This is a genomic window from Microbulbifer variabilis, assembly GCF_056232115.1.
Genome location: NZ_CP174325.1, coordinates 2,513,056 through 2,526,599, shown reverse-complemented (window position 1 = coordinate 2,526,599; position 13,544 = coordinate 2,513,056). Strand labels below are relative to the sequence as shown.

General features: G+C 42.8%; 21 protein-coding genes. All 21 read right to left on the bottom strand.

Annotation, left to right across the window (positions count from 1 at the left end):
• Positions 1–241: 241 nt before the first annotated feature.
• The gene (locus ACJJI7_RS11315) at positions 242–994 is read right to left on the bottom strand and encodes an IS3 family transposase (RefSeq protein ID WP_444902122.1); all 753 of its coding nucleotides are present in this window, start codon (positions 992–994) and stop codon (positions 242–244) included.
• Positions 995–1,095: 101 nt separating this feature from the next.
• Positions 1,096–1,404 carry a transposase gene (locus ACJJI7_RS11310; protein ID WP_282951339.1) on the bottom strand — a complete coding sequence of 103 codons (309 nt, stop codon included), beginning with the start codon at positions 1,402–1,404 and terminating at the stop codon, positions 1,096–1,098.
• A gap of 182 nt (positions 1,405–1,586) precedes the next feature.
• Complete coding sequence (locus ACJJI7_RS11305; protein WP_444902123.1) at positions 1,587–1,928, bottom strand: hypothetical protein; 342 nt, start codon at positions 1,926–1,928, stop codon at positions 1,587–1,589.
• Positions 1,929–2,053: 125 nt separating this feature from the next.
• On the bottom strand, positions 2,054–2,518 hold the full coding sequence (locus ACJJI7_RS11300; RefSeq protein ID WP_444902124.1) for a DUF4262 domain-containing protein: 465 nt from the start codon (positions 2,516–2,518) through the stop codon (positions 2,054–2,056).
• Positions 2,519–2,559: 41 nt separating this feature from the next.
• Positions 2,560–3,066 carry an energy transducer TonB gene (locus tag ACJJI7_RS11295; RefSeq protein ID WP_444902125.1) on the bottom strand — a complete coding sequence of 169 codons (507 nt, stop codon included), beginning with the start codon at positions 3,064–3,066 and terminating at the stop codon, positions 2,560–2,562.
• 571 nt (positions 3,067–3,637) lie between these two features.
• Positions 3,638–3,886, bottom strand: a complete 249-nt coding sequence (locus ACJJI7_RS11290) for a hypothetical protein (RefSeq protein ID WP_444902126.1) — start codon at positions 3,884–3,886, stop codon at positions 3,638–3,640.
• Between the two features lie 727 nt (positions 3,887–4,613).
• On the bottom strand, positions 4,614–4,847 hold the full coding sequence (locus ACJJI7_RS11285; RefSeq protein ID WP_444902127.1) for a hypothetical protein: 234 nt from the start codon (positions 4,845–4,847) through the stop codon (positions 4,614–4,616).
• A gap of 39 nt (positions 4,848–4,886) precedes the next feature.
• On the bottom strand, positions 4,887–5,201 hold the full coding sequence (locus tag ACJJI7_RS11280; RefSeq protein ID WP_444902128.1) for a hypothetical protein: 315 nt from the start codon (positions 5,199–5,201) through the stop codon (positions 4,887–4,889).
• Between the two features lie 6 nt (positions 5,202–5,207).
• The gene (locus ACJJI7_RS11275) at positions 5,208–5,414 is read right to left on the bottom strand and encodes a hypothetical protein (RefSeq protein ID WP_282951522.1); all 207 of its coding nucleotides are present in this window, start codon (positions 5,412–5,414) and stop codon (positions 5,208–5,210) included.
• A gap of 111 nt (positions 5,415–5,525) precedes the next feature.
• A complete protein-coding gene (locus ACJJI7_RS11270; RefSeq protein WP_282951523.1) occupies positions 5,526–6,287 on the bottom strand; it encodes a hypothetical protein in 762 nt (253 codons plus the stop codon).
• 244 nt (positions 6,288–6,531) lie between these two features.
• The gene (locus ACJJI7_RS11265; protein ID WP_282951524.1) at positions 6,532–6,858 is read right to left on the bottom strand and encodes a hypothetical protein; all 327 of its coding nucleotides are present in this window, start codon (positions 6,856–6,858) and stop codon (positions 6,532–6,534) included.
• A gap of 61 nt (positions 6,859–6,919) precedes the next feature.
• Positions 6,920–7,303: a hypothetical protein gene (locus ACJJI7_RS11260; RefSeq protein ID WP_282951525.1), complete on the bottom strand. Its 384-nt coding sequence runs from the start codon at positions 7,301–7,303 to the stop codon at positions 6,920–6,922.
• 241 nt (positions 7,304–7,544) lie between these two features.
• The gene (locus ACJJI7_RS11255; protein WP_444902129.1) at positions 7,545–7,697 is read right to left on the bottom strand and encodes a phage tail protein; all 153 of its coding nucleotides are present in this window, start codon (positions 7,695–7,697) and stop codon (positions 7,545–7,547) included.
• Positions 7,698–7,723: 26 nt separating this feature from the next.
• Positions 7,724–7,963 carry a hypothetical protein gene (locus ACJJI7_RS11250; RefSeq protein WP_353377212.1) on the bottom strand — a complete coding sequence of 80 codons (240 nt, stop codon included), beginning with the start codon at positions 7,961–7,963 and terminating at the stop codon, positions 7,724–7,726.
• A 383-nt stretch (positions 7,964–8,346) separates the two neighbouring features.
• Positions 8,347–9,504 carry a glycosyl hydrolase family 28-related protein gene (locus tag ACJJI7_RS11245; RefSeq protein WP_444902130.1) on the bottom strand — a complete coding sequence of 386 codons (1,158 nt, stop codon included), beginning with the start codon at positions 9,502–9,504 and terminating at the stop codon, positions 8,347–8,349.
• Positions 9,505–10,112: 608 nt separating this feature from the next.
• Positions 10,113–10,733, bottom strand: a complete 621-nt coding sequence (locus ACJJI7_RS11240; RefSeq protein WP_444902131.1) for a hypothetical protein — start codon at positions 10,731–10,733, stop codon at positions 10,113–10,115.
• 258 nt (positions 10,734–10,991) lie between these two features.
• Positions 10,992–11,576: a hypothetical protein gene (locus tag ACJJI7_RS11235; RefSeq protein ID WP_444902132.1), complete on the bottom strand. Its 585-nt coding sequence runs from the start codon at positions 11,574–11,576 to the stop codon at positions 10,992–10,994.
• 227 nt (positions 11,577–11,803) lie between these two features.
• Positions 11,804–12,130 (bottom strand): DUF5992 family protein, encoded by a 327-nt coding sequence (locus ACJJI7_RS11230; protein ID WP_282951531.1) that lies wholly within the window; start codon positions 12,128–12,130, stop codon positions 11,804–11,806.
• Positions 12,131–12,294: 164 nt separating this feature from the next.
• The gene (locus ACJJI7_RS11225) at positions 12,295–12,588 is read right to left on the bottom strand and encodes a head-tail joining protein (RefSeq protein ID WP_282951532.1); all 294 of its coding nucleotides are present in this window, start codon (positions 12,586–12,588) and stop codon (positions 12,295–12,297) included.
• A gap of 7 nt (positions 12,589–12,595) precedes the next feature.
• A complete protein-coding gene (locus ACJJI7_RS11220; RefSeq protein ID WP_444902133.1) occupies positions 12,596–12,853 on the bottom strand; it encodes a capsid cement protein in 258 nt (85 codons plus the stop codon).
• 301 nt (positions 12,854–13,154) lie between these two features.
• Positions 13,155–13,532 carry a hypothetical protein gene (locus tag ACJJI7_RS11215; protein WP_444902134.1) on the bottom strand — a complete coding sequence of 126 codons (378 nt, stop codon included), beginning with the start codon at positions 13,530–13,532 and terminating at the stop codon, positions 13,155–13,157.
• Positions 13,533–13,544: the final 12 nt, after the last annotated feature.

Genomic DNA, 13,544 nt, shown 5'->3' with positions numbered 1-13,544 from the left:
CTAAATATTTATTCTTGTCATAAAAATTTAATTTAGATTGTAAAGGTTTAATCGACAGTTCACCTTAAATCTATATACTTAGTTTACGCAACAGTGATTCAGCCGAATAATCGGTACTAGCGCACATATTTTTCAATAGATTGTTCTCAGCTCAATTAATTATCCTTTGCATTTGGGTTCGTTATCATCAAATTTAAGTTATTTTACTATTGGTCTTGCCCACTAAAAGTAGACACTCTAACTATGTATAGTTACGCTCATACTCTGCTGGACTTACATAGCCCAATGCAGAGTGCTTACGAACCCTATTGTAGAAAATCTCAATGTACTCAAACACCTCAGATTTTGCTTGCACTTCGCTTTCGAATGTTCCGGCATAGACCAGCTCGACTTTTAGCCTGCAAAAGAATGATTCCATTGCTGCATTATCCCAACAATTAGCCTGGCGACTCATACTCGGCTTGCACTTGCTTTCAGACACGAGATCCTGGTATTTCTGCGATCGATATTGCACACCCCTGTCAGAGTGAACTATTAGTCCAGGCTTTATTTGTCCTCTCTCTAGAGCCATTTTCAGTGCTCGACGTGTCAATTCATCGGCCATCTGAGAGTCGAATGCCCAACCTACAATACGTCGAGAGTACAGATCCATAACTACCGCGAGGTACAACCACCGCTCCAGAACCCAGATATACGTAATGTCACTGGTCCAGCGGCAATTTGGTCGATCCACATCAAAGCAACTCCTAAGTAGGTTGGCGGCGACATTGATATTTCCCTCTACGGGCTGACCATATCGAAAGCCTTTTCCGTTTCTCGCTTTAATATGCTCCTGTTGCATAAGCACAACGACATAGTACCGTGAGCACGGCTCACCTATCTCTTGAAGCTCGCGAGTGATTCTAGGCGCTCCAAACCGATCTTTAAACTCAGCAAACGTCTCACGGATTTTCTCGATTGTTCGTATCTTTCTAATCGTGCGAGGAGGTGGCAACCGCCCTCACCATCGATAATAACCCGATCTTGAGAACTCTAAACACCGAGACATTAAGCTAGCCGGGAATGACCCTACATGCTCTTGTATCAGTGCGTACTTTACTCTCGGTGGTTCGCAAAGTACGCAGCTGCCTTTTTTAGAAATTCAACCTCCTGACGTGCTTCATGCAGTTCCTTCTTGAGCTTGCGAACTTCAGCGCTTTCCTGTTTGGAATAGTTGACGCCGCCTAAACTATTGAACTGCTTATCAGACAGTCGATTAAATTGACGACGCCAATTGTAGATCTGCTGTGCGCTGACGCCTAGCTCTCGTGCCACGGAGGCCGTTGTTGCTCCAGGCTTTTCCGCTCTCTTAACTGCTTCTCTACGGAACTCCTCCGTATACGCCTGAGTTCTTTTCTTACCCATGATACACCTCCGTGTTAGGACTAAACCTAACTATACAGGGTGTCTACTAAACGTGGGTAAGTCTTTCGCATAACGCCGCATTCAGCCGCAGCTAAAATTGTGGGACTTTTGTGGTATAAGCGCAGCGGTCAAAAAAGGTACACAGCTTTGGATGTGGTACTGCAACGCCTTGTTATGAATTACTATTGACCAACTCCTGTAATTTCAGCCAATTTCTCTTCAGTACATGTTTCATTAACTGTTCCTGACCCTGTACTAGGGGTATACCATAAAGTTACTGGTTTTGACTGTGCATGCGCTGACAGTATATTCGAAAGCATGGCTTTTCCAGCTTCCGTATCAGATTTAAACCTAAAATCTTCTGCATACCAATCGCACGTATCCTCAGGAGGGTTAGCTATCTTCAAGTAGGTAAAGCCATTATTTTTTGTATGAACCCTCTGTATATCGATACCTTCAATATAGGCAGAATATACATTACCAGAAAAAAGAAAAATAATTGGTAATAAAAATAATTTATTCATAATCGTCAACTTCTCCAAACCTATGAATTCATAACACCGCCATAACCGGCGGGAACGGAGTTTATTAAAGTACGCTATTTAAGCACACTGTAAACGACGCAGTGGACGTCGGGCTGATGGCTTTGTTAGGGCTCCCACCTGGCAGGCTCTTGAAAGCTTGCTTGAATAGCCTTAAAACTATCGCTAGCGTCGTTATCCCATGGCCATATGCCATCTACAGTTGGATAGATTAGTTGAAGTGCGTTGTAGGAACTACCTTTATAGAGCCAATTACAAGACAGCATAAATTCTTCTCTATACTTTTTAGCGACAGCCTCAAAGGTGACTTCGAAGCCATCAAGGAATCCTTCGTAAAATTTACCCTCTTCGAACTTTTCACCAGCAGTAACCCTGCGGTTGTATTCATTTACTATCCAAGAGCTAAGCTCGCTCCTGAGCCCTAAGACAATAACCTCCGGAGCGTCAGTGCATTGGCTAATGCCAATGCTATAGGTGAAGCTAGGATCTTCTTCTTTAGGGTCAAAGACAGAGGTAACATGACATCCGTACTCTTCGATATGTTTTACAATTTTTTCTTCTGCTTTATTCATGCGCTGTAAAGTGCCCTAACGCTTTTAACATGGGCGCAGCTTCAGCTACGTCCCATGCCTAAACTTGTTACATTTTTCTCATTTGGTATTTTAAAAGTAAACTTAATTTTTTTAATGGAACCATTCTCGTTATCAATTTTTGAAGAATCAACGAGCAATGTTGGAATTGAATTCAGAACCGCTTGATCAAGATGCTCAAATTTCGAAGACTCGAAAATTTTACTGTTTGTAATTATTCCATTTTTATCAATTGTAAGTTCGACCCCGACGCTTCCTTCTTCTTTTAACATCATAGATGCCCAAGGATAAACAAGCTTGCCAGGTTCGGCCAAAAACGAAAATTTAACTTCAGTAATATAAGGACCCTTTGCATCGTGAAGCTTTCCTTGTTTATGGCAAATAGTTGAACCAAAAATGCAGGTGCATGTATATAAGTAATGCACAATAAAAGCAAAGACTATTGCAGCAACACCAAGAAAAGCGTGTTTTTTCTTGAATCCAGATCCCTTATTTGGTGGTGTTATTTGACTTTCTGTCCATTTATCCATGATTTCTACTACTTTGAGATGTAACGTCCCGCACAGGGGCAGACAAATAAGCGCAGCGTTTTGGCTATCCCTGAGACCGAAGGGAGCGATTGCTGCGTCTTGTTATAAATCATTTGTAGAAACTGTAGTACCACAATGTATGCAACCTACCCTACCTGAAAACCAGTGGAGTACAACGGACGACCAGCTTTTGTGTATAGAGGCAGGATGAACCCCATGCTTACCCTGAAAGGTTAAACACTTGTTACAATTCGGGCAACGTACCCAAAACACCAATACAAAGTGAATGATTGCAAACGAGAAGAAACCGCCAAAGATCGTATAGTAGACGGGCATCTCATAAGTAACGTCGAAGTAGCCAAGAACAAAGGATGCAATCATACCTCCAAGAAATAACCAAGCTATATATGTAGCTATCGCATTCAGCTTTCCGAGCACAAAACTCTCCAAGATTTATAACGCCAATGTAAACGGCGAGCGACGCAGAAGCGAGTCCAGCGGAATGCCGAAGGCATGTAGCGGTGTTTGACATTTTTGTTAAATGTTTTTGTCATGCACTTTAAAGTTAGCATTAGCAACCGCCACCATCTCCGCCTCCACAGCCCCCATCACCACCTCCAAAACCACCACCGCTATCTCCACCGTGACCACCACGACCACTATCCGGACCTAAAAGAAAAACAAATTTTATTAGCAGTAGAATTAGAAATACGCCTACTAAAATTGGCGAGATCGTACTTTGAAATGCATTTTCTGATTGAAGGTCTGTGTAGTGCCATGAAGCAACCAAACCTAAAATAAATACTATCCATGAAAACATCGTTTTAATCCTGAATGAAATTTAACGCTGGCCGCACAGGCGAGCCACGTAGTGGCGAGTCCAGCCGCCAGAGGCGGCGATGTGCCGGCCCCTGTTATGTGTTTGGTAGTAAGTAGACATATAAAGGGGTTGTTAACCAGAAACCACCAAGCATACCATTTTTACTTAGCCTACCGAAAAGCCCGCCTCGCGAACCTAAGTAAGCTACTATAACCAGCAGCAAAGCTGCCACGAACAGAACCCAAAACTTGCTAATAAATAGTACCGGCCACAGAACACACATGGTGCCTAGTGTCGCTTGCAGTACCCATTTGAGAGATTGAAGCTTATCTTTTTTCTCTCTGGTCGTAAGCCAAACCATAAGAATGTATGAACTCACGCATAAAATCGTTAGCAGCAGTAGCTTCATCGTGGATTACACATAACAGTTTATTAAAGAGCCAGTGGCTCACTATCCATTTGGCCACTAGTTCTGGGAGGGAGCTTCCAAGCTCCACAGAAGAGCCTTTATTTGCAGTAGGTTTTAGACTTTTGTTCAAATAGTAGCCAGATATAGTGAGCCATCAGCTCAAGTCGCCTAGTTCGACCTCCCGCTCTTGAACACATTTTACCCATAATCAAATCAATAAGTTAGGGGGAACTTTCTATAGATGTAAGCCATGGCTCTATAATTCGGGCTTTCGCACCGGCAATACGCCCACTTCAATACTGAAAACCACAGCCAGTATCACCCACTCGGTATCGCCATAGCCGCAATAGAACTATGCACAGCCAGGCGGTTGGCCACCTCGACAATACAACTCGCTACTAAATCAGCAGCATGATCGGCGACGTTTACCGGCTGGCCTGCATCAGACTGCAGAGTTTTGGTGGCTACATAAACGCTGGACATCAGATCTCCGGCGCCATCAGTCTGTACATTGTTCTGATCATCAATAACGGCAATGGAGCATTTTAGCACCGCAACAGCCTGAGCTTCATTATTAGTGGACTCTATGGTCTAGGTTACCGTTGCGCGCACAATAGTGCCAGCGCTGTGGCCGTCGTCCATGGTGTAGACAGCGGCAGCAGACAGTATCTGCCCGGCACCGGCAGTAAACATTTTCAGTTTGCTTTCGTTGAAAGCCTGCTCAAGCTTTTGCCGCTGTTTTGCGTGCTTAGCTTCCAGTAGGGTAAGTTTTCGCTCATAGTCATCATGAGCTATCAGCTTGGTGGCGAATGCCTGTAGTAGCAGGGCTATTTCATCATCCTGCTGCACCTGCAGTTGTTCCATCTCAGTGAGCCAGGAAAGCTGCAGGGTTTCCAGGCGGGCCACAATACTCTAGCGTTCCGCTTCGGTGAGTCCATCTGCGCCGGCTTGACTACCATCAACTTCACCATTCTCCGAGCGCGCCTGTTCTTCAGCCAGGGCCATTTGGTAGCGTGCCTTCTCGCGCTCGACATACTCAGCCCGCAACGCCTCAGTAGATTCGAAACCTCGCTTACTAAGTTCCTGTTCAGAAATTTGTAACGCCGCAATTTGTTGCAATCGCAGCTCATAGTCGAGTTTAATCTTGCCGCTCTAGTCGACCAGAAATTGATCCAGCTGATTCAACTGCAGAGAGCCCGCATCCCTTAGACGCTTAAACTCTGCCGCGGCCTAATCCCGCTCTGCTTGCTCGCTGGTTGCCGCTGATGCTTCTGCCGCTTTTTTCTGCTCGTCTCGCCGCGCCATTGCCGCTTTTAGATCAGCGTCTTTAATTTCCTGTAGTTGTATACGGTATTTTTCTACCCAATATCTTTGTTTTTCCATTTTTGCCGCTTCACATTGAGCCGTCGCTTTCTCCAATTCCTTTTGATGCCACAAATACTTCTCCGGCAGCTCGAAATATTTATCCGCATTCTTCTCGGCTTCCGTTGGCATCAACACAGTACGCCACCAGCTCACTACATCGGCGACAAAACCAACACTCTTGGAGGCCTCCTCGGTCCTGCCCATTGCCTCCAGAAACTCTTGCCAGTTCTGGCTTAGAGTTTCGACCTGGCCGGCGAGTCCGCCCGCCTCATCAGAGCCAGCCCCGCCTACCTGTTGTGCCAGCTTGGCCAGGATGAAGCGCTGCGCTTCGGCCACTTGGCCGCTCGCCTGCATGGTCCTGATCTGTCCTTTTTCTGTCTCGGCAAACGAGACACCAGATCGTTTCAGTGCTGTCAGGCCGCTTGCTGGGTCTTCCAGCGCCTTACCAAGTTGCAGCGCTGTACTCTTAGCATCGCCACCCATTACTGCTGCCAGGTCTTGCGATAGCACAATGGCTTGGTCGAACACGTCGGTTTGCACTGACTTAAAGGTAAGCAACACACCCTGCGCATCGGAGATACCGGAAACGCTCGCCAGGGTATTGCGAGCCACCGAGCGCGTGCTCACCTAACTCCTGTGTAGTGCATCCACTGGCGTTGCCTGTGGCCCTTAACAGCGCCTCAATTAGGCATAAAAAAACCCGCGAGAGCGGGTTTGGTGTTTTAAATACGACAGGGCAGTAATGTAATAATTATCTTTTAAAAAAATAATTTTAAATTCATATCCACAATACCCCGCGCATCAATCTAAGCAAATAATGCTTTCAAAGGGCTAGCCAGCATAAGCAGCATGACTAACTAGGCTACCGAGTCTAGTAATTAACAAGAACAACCCTGTCTATTTCAGGAGCACAGCCAGAGATTTGTTTGATAATGAGCTTGACCCTCTTCCCGGAGGCAAATGAAGTGAGAAGTGTTGAAGATGTAACCTCATAATTTGGATGAGTTAAAGGTAAATAAAATCTGCGCCCATCATTACATATAGAATAATCCGAAGAGACTTTCGCCAAAACCACATTTACGCCGCCACGATCTGGATAAAACTCTTGAATATTATCAGGTGCAAGCCATTTAGTAGTCTCTGCACTTACAGAAATTGAAATACTACCCAAAAGAAAAAATGTAGAAAAAGTTTTCATATAACCTCAGCTAACCATATACTGTTAGCAATTAAAAAATATATTACATATACCGATATTATTAAGACTCTAACCACACATTAACAATCTCACATTCTGCCGTCCCATGACCTGTGACATCTGGCAAATCAGTTTTCGTATTGTAATAAAAACCAACCTTCAGTGATGCAGCTTTAGCAGTGAGAAGTAACGATAACAATGAGCTATCATCACTTGAAAAGCGTATTCTCGCAGAATTACTACCCATGAAACATTCATCATTTTCAAGCTTGTTTTTAAACTGGACAAAACTAGCTTTATTCATTTTATTACTACTGACCAGAACCCAATCTACACTGTTGTGACGCGAAATCCCTGCCAGCGCTACAGTCGGCATAAGGAATATAGTAAGCAATAAAAATTTTATACCCGTTGAGAACCCTTTTTCATTAACATTTAATTTCACGTTTATCATAGCCTCTAATTGTCCATCTATTTTTTTGGCGCAATGCTACCACAGCCAGAATTACAGGACTAAAAATAATTCAGTTATTAAATTCAAACACTTCATCCTGGAGCACCAAAGCGTATCGGATTATCATACAAGCCCGCTTAAACAGCAATCACGCTTCCTCTGTTTAGTCCGAAAGGAAGCGGTCACTAACACGTCTTCGGTACGGATAGTATTGAGCACACAGACCTTACCGCTAACACTCATACACAACATCCGGGCGGCATACTCTGCGATTTCCTATGTCGTAATCATCACGCAGAGGCTGTTGGCCGCTATCGTCCTCTTTCCAGATCAAGGTAATAGAGACCTCGCCAGCATCATGTAAGCCGGAAGAGTCGTAATCCATTTAATCGCTGATGCCATCAATCGGCGTCATCTCAACAGAACCGCGCAACTCTTCACCGGGGTCGATATCCAACATGCCAGCCACTGGCTAATAAGAGCTGCCATCATCGCTGCGGGAAAATTTTGTTTTGTAACATTCTGGGTTTGACTGAGTAGGAATAAGTCACAGGTTTTGCCCAGGGTCGCGTCATCTTGGAGGACACTCACAATATCTGCAGCCGCTTGATCCAGTGCGGCATACATATCGCCATCGCTCTTTACTACCACGGCAATAGTCAGATCCAGCTACCTACTGGTGCGCCATGCATTTCGTATTCAGTGTTTTCGATTATAAAGCCCACCACAATGGATGGCAGTTTTAATGAATCAATTTCTTCTGTGGTGCCAGAGGGTGGGAGTGTGTAGCCGTATAGAGTTTACTGCCTGTTTAAAACCATATTGCGGATGTGTGATGCGTAGGGTCATTGGAATTGCTCCGGGAATTTTGGGCATAAAAAACCCGCTATTGCGGGTTTCAGTATATATGGCAGAAAACAGCTTTCTTATATTATTTTCAGCAACCAGCTGAAATTCAAAAATATTACATATCTAGAATAGATTACTTAAGATTTACAATTTACGCTCATTCATTTCAGTATAGCTTCTAACTACTATAACCAATTAATACTATTAGTACCACCGCCTTGATTCAATCCTTTAGTAGCACAACTATTACAAATGTTATTGATAGCTTTACCATAGCTCGCAGAACTTTTAAACCAAACCCCTGCCCCTTTATTTTTTAGCGAAAAAATATTTCCAGATATAATGCCCTTATCCGAATGAACAACAACACCATTAAAACCAAAAGATCCTGAAGTGTTAATAAATGTATTATTAGAAATATTATAATGATCTGAGCCACTAAATAGCTGCACACCAAATACAGACTGACTAGATGTATGGTGCCCATACATCAAATTATCTTTAATACTTACTTGAGCAACTTTATCAAGCCAAACACAACCAATTTTACAATTAAGATGAGAGTTTGATAAGTTTAACTGTGGCTCAACAGCGGAGTTCGCAAATTTTAGACCATAATTAACAAATACAAGATTGCTTTCTGAGATATAAAGCCCCTCATGATTCGTCACATCTATCGCAATATTGGTATAGTAAATCTCAGCCTCTTCGATTGTAACCTGGACAGAGTGACCACTCCCCCTCATCCATATCCCCCTACTACTCAATGGGGTATTTGTACTATTCTTTACTTGACCAGAAAAATAATATCCACCTATGTGGACTCCTAGAGCAGTGTCAATTATTAAGCCAGTATTCCAGCCACTATTAGTTGCTCCTGTGTAACCTGACAACTCTACATCACGAACTATAACTTTGGGCCTAGTTCTTGGCTGAATATGATCATTAACAATGCTATTTTTCCCATTATACTGATAAGCACTACCAGAATTTGATGACTTAGTAAATAAAGTAAGCCCTTGAATTACAGCGACTTTGTGCTTTCCAGAAGGTGGCTCAACATAAATACCATTGGAACCAGATGCCCATACAAGCTTAGAAACTCCAATTCCATCCCCTTTTATAGAAAGGGTATCACCTTTAAAATTCAATCTGGCAGATAGATTAAACTCGCCCGCAGGGACGTAAACAATAGAATCAGAATTCTCAATCGCTCTATGAAAGGCAGCAGTATCATCAATACCATCGTTTGGAATGGCACCATAGTCTATAACATTATTTGAAGCTACTGCTTTGACACCAAAAAAAATCAAAAATATAGCTAAAAAACACCTAAATTCCATCTCTTATCTCCATGCATTTATATCGCTCGAGATATTATCAGACCAAAAATATCGCCGCCATGTGAATCACTTATAAAACTAAAAGAATTTAATAAAACTAATGGCACGAACGTTTCGCTTTTAGCTTAAAATAATTAAGTGGTTAACAAATCCTCGAGCTTCAGGAGCCAAAACTTACTCCTCATTTGATAAACCTAGGGTACAAAAAAACATGAAAAAGAGTTTAGATATAAATAGATTCAGCTGTCGATTGTTACCGCCATGAATGTCGTGACCAGCTTTTTCGGTAGTAAAGCCCAGCCCAATAGCCGATAGCCTTTTTTGAATCTATATCTTCTGTGGTCCCAAGGGGTGGGAATGTTTAGCCGGATAGGTTTTGTAGCTTGCTTTGTACGGCATCGCGTATTGTTATGCGTTGGGTCATTAGGGGTCGCTCCAGGAGTTTCGGGCATAAAAAAACCCGCTAGTGCGGGTTCAGATATCGATAGCACAGCAGCGCCTTGCAACCGAAGTACCTTTTCTGTGATGACTAGACAAATTTAAAGGAAGATCCTATTTTAGAGCCCATTTAGATATAACTATCATCACAAAAACCAGCTACATTCACCCTAAAAATATTTTTTTTCATGTCTTATTGCTTCATATGTAAAATTGGGCTTCTCCCAATATTCATAAAGAGGAATTCCACTTCTATCGTAGATCATTTTTTTTAACATTCTATGCCTTATTGAAAGAGCTCCAACATTATGAATCCAAACACCATTTTCAAAAACAGTAAAAACTTTCTTTCTATCACCAGGAGGTCCATATATGCATTCTCCCAATACAAACTTACACTCACCCAACCCACTAACTTTAAATATGTTTGGGCTCTGTTTTTTGTCAAGAAAATGCCTTACACCATTAATATAGGCATACTTTGAATCACTACCTGAGTAATCAAACCTCTCCTGATCTCCAACTCTCCCCGTATATACAAAGCTCCCTCTAGTAAAGCTGGGCTTCTTTTTAACACTACTAACTTTGAAAGTCCACCCTATCTCTTTCTGAATATTTTCAATATCACTAGAATTTTCTGGCGTGAGTATTTTATCTTGATTTTCCAGCAAAATTCTTTCTGCGACAGCCGTATTGGCCGGCACTTCAAAATCAATTGAAATCGGCGCAAACACTTCACAAGATTCTAACTTATCGAAATAATCCATTAGAGCAGGAAGTGCCTGATCCATATATTTCTCCTCGTCTACCAATCCAAATTCGGGTTTTGGTAATTTACCTGAAGAGTCTTTAGCCTATTCAACACAAGAGCAAAATTCATTCTCACCTTGATTTTTTCAGTCATTCGCATAAGAAAAGAGATTCTTTATAGGAAACTTCTTATATGAAGTATCTTTTTTTGCAAGATAAGTATTAACAATTTCTTTTTGATTGTAAGTCGCACACGAAGTTACAAGCAAGCCAGAATCATTATGATTCCATATTTAAGTTTACTCATATTCAACCTTTAGCGTACCTGTGGGGTGAACAGTTAAAGGTAAGCTAATTTCAATAACTTGTGCAGGTTTACCAAGTGGTAGATAACCGTCAATACTTCCCATTTTCTGACCTTCATATTTAGAGGAAGCAATAATAATAAACTTGTGAGGACCCATTTCCTTAAATTCACCTGCAACCGTCATAGACTGCAAACCTGACCGATGCAACTCAACTTGTTTGCCAGAAGGGCTAACTAAGTATACTTCTGATAGCACTGCCCATTTCCTCAAACCTAAGCAATCACACATGGCGTGAAGCACTAAAGAGAATTCCGTCTCTTTAGCACCCTCAACTTCTACCACTTCAAAATAATCTGTATGTTCACCTCTTTTTAGCCGAGGTGATAGACCTTCGCTAATTTCTATTTGAAGCGAATCCCCTCTACTAAGCTTTAACATGGAAGGAACTTCTGAGGCAACTGAGTCTAAACTTGTGTAGACTTCTGAAATAGCTAACTGTCTTTTTTCTTTGATTAGCCCACATCCTGATAGAAAGACTGCCAAAGTTACTACTGTTAGTTTCAAAATTTTTTTCATGTAATTCCTACTTTAATAAATTGACAACTTGACGCTCAATATAAAATCTAGAAAGAGAGCTACTCTAAACCAAAACTTCTCCCGCCCCTAATCGCGGAAAAACCAAGCAAGCTATTTAAATGACTTCACCTAATGCAATATTAAGAGTGTAAAATTATGGTAGCTTCTTTAAAACTCAACATTTTCGCTGACTTATATCTTTTAGGGAATATTTTAAAAAAATTAAACTAACCAATTAGATCGATTGAAACCGCTGACAAACAATCAGTATCATCCGTATAACTATAAACATCAACTCGCTTGCCAGAAACTAAAGCTGTCGTTGCTAGCGTAAAAGTTCGTTGAAATACTCCTTCAGTCCCTGCATTAGCAAGCTGAAATTTTACCTTTCCTGAGCACTTATCTGTACCTGATGAATACCATACCCAAAAAGCATCTGCATTCTGTGAAGTTGCTGATACTTTTGTCACTGTAGCACCCGTGGTAATATATCCTGCACCAGCAAATGAATTCATCGAAATAAACATCAATACTAGAACCAAATACTTTTTCATTTATCCCTCTTCGCTAATATAAAATTTTACTGGAAGCTTGCTTTTGGTGACAATTATCCACAGTTGTAACTGCTATCTCGGCAAATTTCCATTCGTTATTTTAAACAATTCTATAAATTTCAGCCACAGTAATCAGATATTCCCTGCTGATCTGCCAGCTTGGACTACCCATCCCTCTGTACCCGCCGCACAACCCCATCATCCTCCAACAGCTGACGCACTTTGAATTTCTGCCGATTAAGGTTAATCATAGCTTCGACGCTATGAGCTCCTACCTCACTCACTAGTAAGCTGAACTCAATGCGTTGTACCCGCACCCGCTCTTTAGAAAATCCATCAAGGTCCTTCTCGCAAATCACTCGGCACTCTATAGACTCACCACCGCTACCGTCTGTATAGGTAGCGGGCTTATCCAATTTGCGAAACGCGCGCTCCGCGGCTCTTTGGTCCAGGTCCATAAATCACCTAGGCTTTTACCGTGCCTGGTACGCCGGTAAACTTCACTCCAACACTGGTAACACCATCCTCTGCGGCGAAGGCAGTGTGACCGGTGATATCGCCGCTTGCAGCTGTAGCTGTAGCATCATCAAAGGCTTCTGCGGAAACATCCCAGGTAAGGGTTTGCCCCTGGCCAATCACTACCCCGGTTACCTTTGGCACCATGAATACGCCTTCAATGGCGACGATCCCGCTCGCTCCAATCGCAATATTGTCAAGGGCCACCGCCGATGGCCACTACTTGGCCGTAAGCGATAGCTGCGCTGGTGTTATTGGTTTAATCCAGCATGCACCCGTCTTGTACAAAATTAGTAGCCATTTCATTTCCCCGCCTGGGTTAGAGCTACTGCAATAAAAAGGCCGCAATAAGTGGCCCTTTTCGGATTCTTTCAAGCTGAGTTGGATATTAGGTTTCAGGGAGTTTCACTATACCTTTTGCGTCCCAGGCTTTGGTGACGGCGTCAAGGCGCACTTTGAGTTCCACCCCGTCGATATTCTAGCCGTTTTGCTGTTCCAGTACTGGGGCCTACTGGCCGTCCAAGTAGAGCACTTCGATAGTGTCGTGCGCTACCGGGTCAGCATTGACGTACCAGCTATTGTGCCCGCAAAGGCGACCATCGGAGATCATGCTGGCAATATTGCGCATGCTGTCGGGTACAGTGTTGGATTTCTCAGAAACACCTACTTCAAACTCTGACTCCGAGGCAACCTTTGCGGCACTCTCATCGGCAATATCACACAGCAGGAATTTGGGGTGGATATTCAAGATAGCTGTGCGCTCTTCTCCCCGGATACGAAAGGCCACATTATTTAGGGCTACAGAGCTGGCATAAGGGAGTTGACGCTGCAGATCAGCAGAAGCACGATCAAATATTGAGGTATCCAGGCTAACACTGACTTTCATCAGAGTTTTCCC

What these genes read in the sequence shown, in the direction of transcription:
- ACJJI7_RS11265 (WP_282951524.1), bottom strand. Translation starts at nt 6,858, where the DNA reads ATGAAAACTTTTTCTACATTTTTTCTTTTGGGTAGTATTTCAATTTCT.
- ACJJI7_RS11305 (WP_444902123.1), bottom strand. Translation starts at nt 1,928, where the DNA reads ATGAATAAATTATTTTTATTACCAATTATTTTTCTTTTTTCTGGTAAT.
- ACJJI7_RS11230 (WP_282951531.1), bottom strand. Translation starts at nt 12,130, where the DNA reads ATGAAAAAGTATTTGGTTCTAGTATTGATGTTTATTTCGATGAATTCA.
- ACJJI7_RS11295 (WP_444902125.1), bottom strand. Translation starts at nt 3,066, where the DNA reads ATGGATAAATGGACAGAAAGTCAAATAACACCACCAAATAAGGGATCT.
- ACJJI7_RS11215 (WP_444902134.1), bottom strand. Translation starts at nt 13,532, where the DNA reads ATGAAAGTCAGTGTTAGCCTGGATACCTCAATATTTGATCGTGCTTCT.
- ACJJI7_RS11235 (WP_444902132.1), bottom strand. Translation starts at nt 11,576, where the DNA reads ATGAAAAAAATTTTGAAACTAACAGTAGTAACTTTGGCAGTCTTTCTA.
- ACJJI7_RS11300 (WP_444902124.1), bottom strand. Translation starts at nt 2,518, where the DNA reads ATGAATAAAGCAGAAGAAAAAATTGTAAAACATATCGAAGAGTACGGA.
- ACJJI7_RS11240 (WP_444902131.1), bottom strand. Translation starts at nt 10,733, where the DNA reads ATGGATCAGGCACTTCCTGCTCTAATGGATTATTTCGATAAGTTAGAA.
- ACJJI7_RS11245 (WP_444902130.1), bottom strand. Translation starts at nt 9,504, where the DNA reads ATGGAATTTAGGTGTTTTTTAGCTATATTTTTGATTTTTTTTGGTGTC.
- ACJJI7_RS11310 (WP_282951339.1), bottom strand. Translation starts at nt 1,404, where the DNA reads ATGGGTAAGAAAAGAACTCAGGCGTATACGGAGGAGTTCCGTAGAGAA.
- ACJJI7_RS11290 (WP_444902126.1), bottom strand. Translation starts at nt 3,886, where the DNA reads ATGTTTTCATGGATAGTATTTATTTTAGGTTTGGTTGCTTCATGGCAC.
- ACJJI7_RS11225 (WP_282951532.1), bottom strand. Translation starts at nt 12,588, where the DNA reads ATGGACCTGGACCAAAGAGCCGCGGAGCGCGCGTTTCGCAAATTGGAT.
- ACJJI7_RS11255 (WP_444902129.1), bottom strand. Translation starts at nt 7,697, where the DNA reads ATGGATTACGACTCTTCCGGCTTACATGATGCTGGCGAGGTCTCTATT.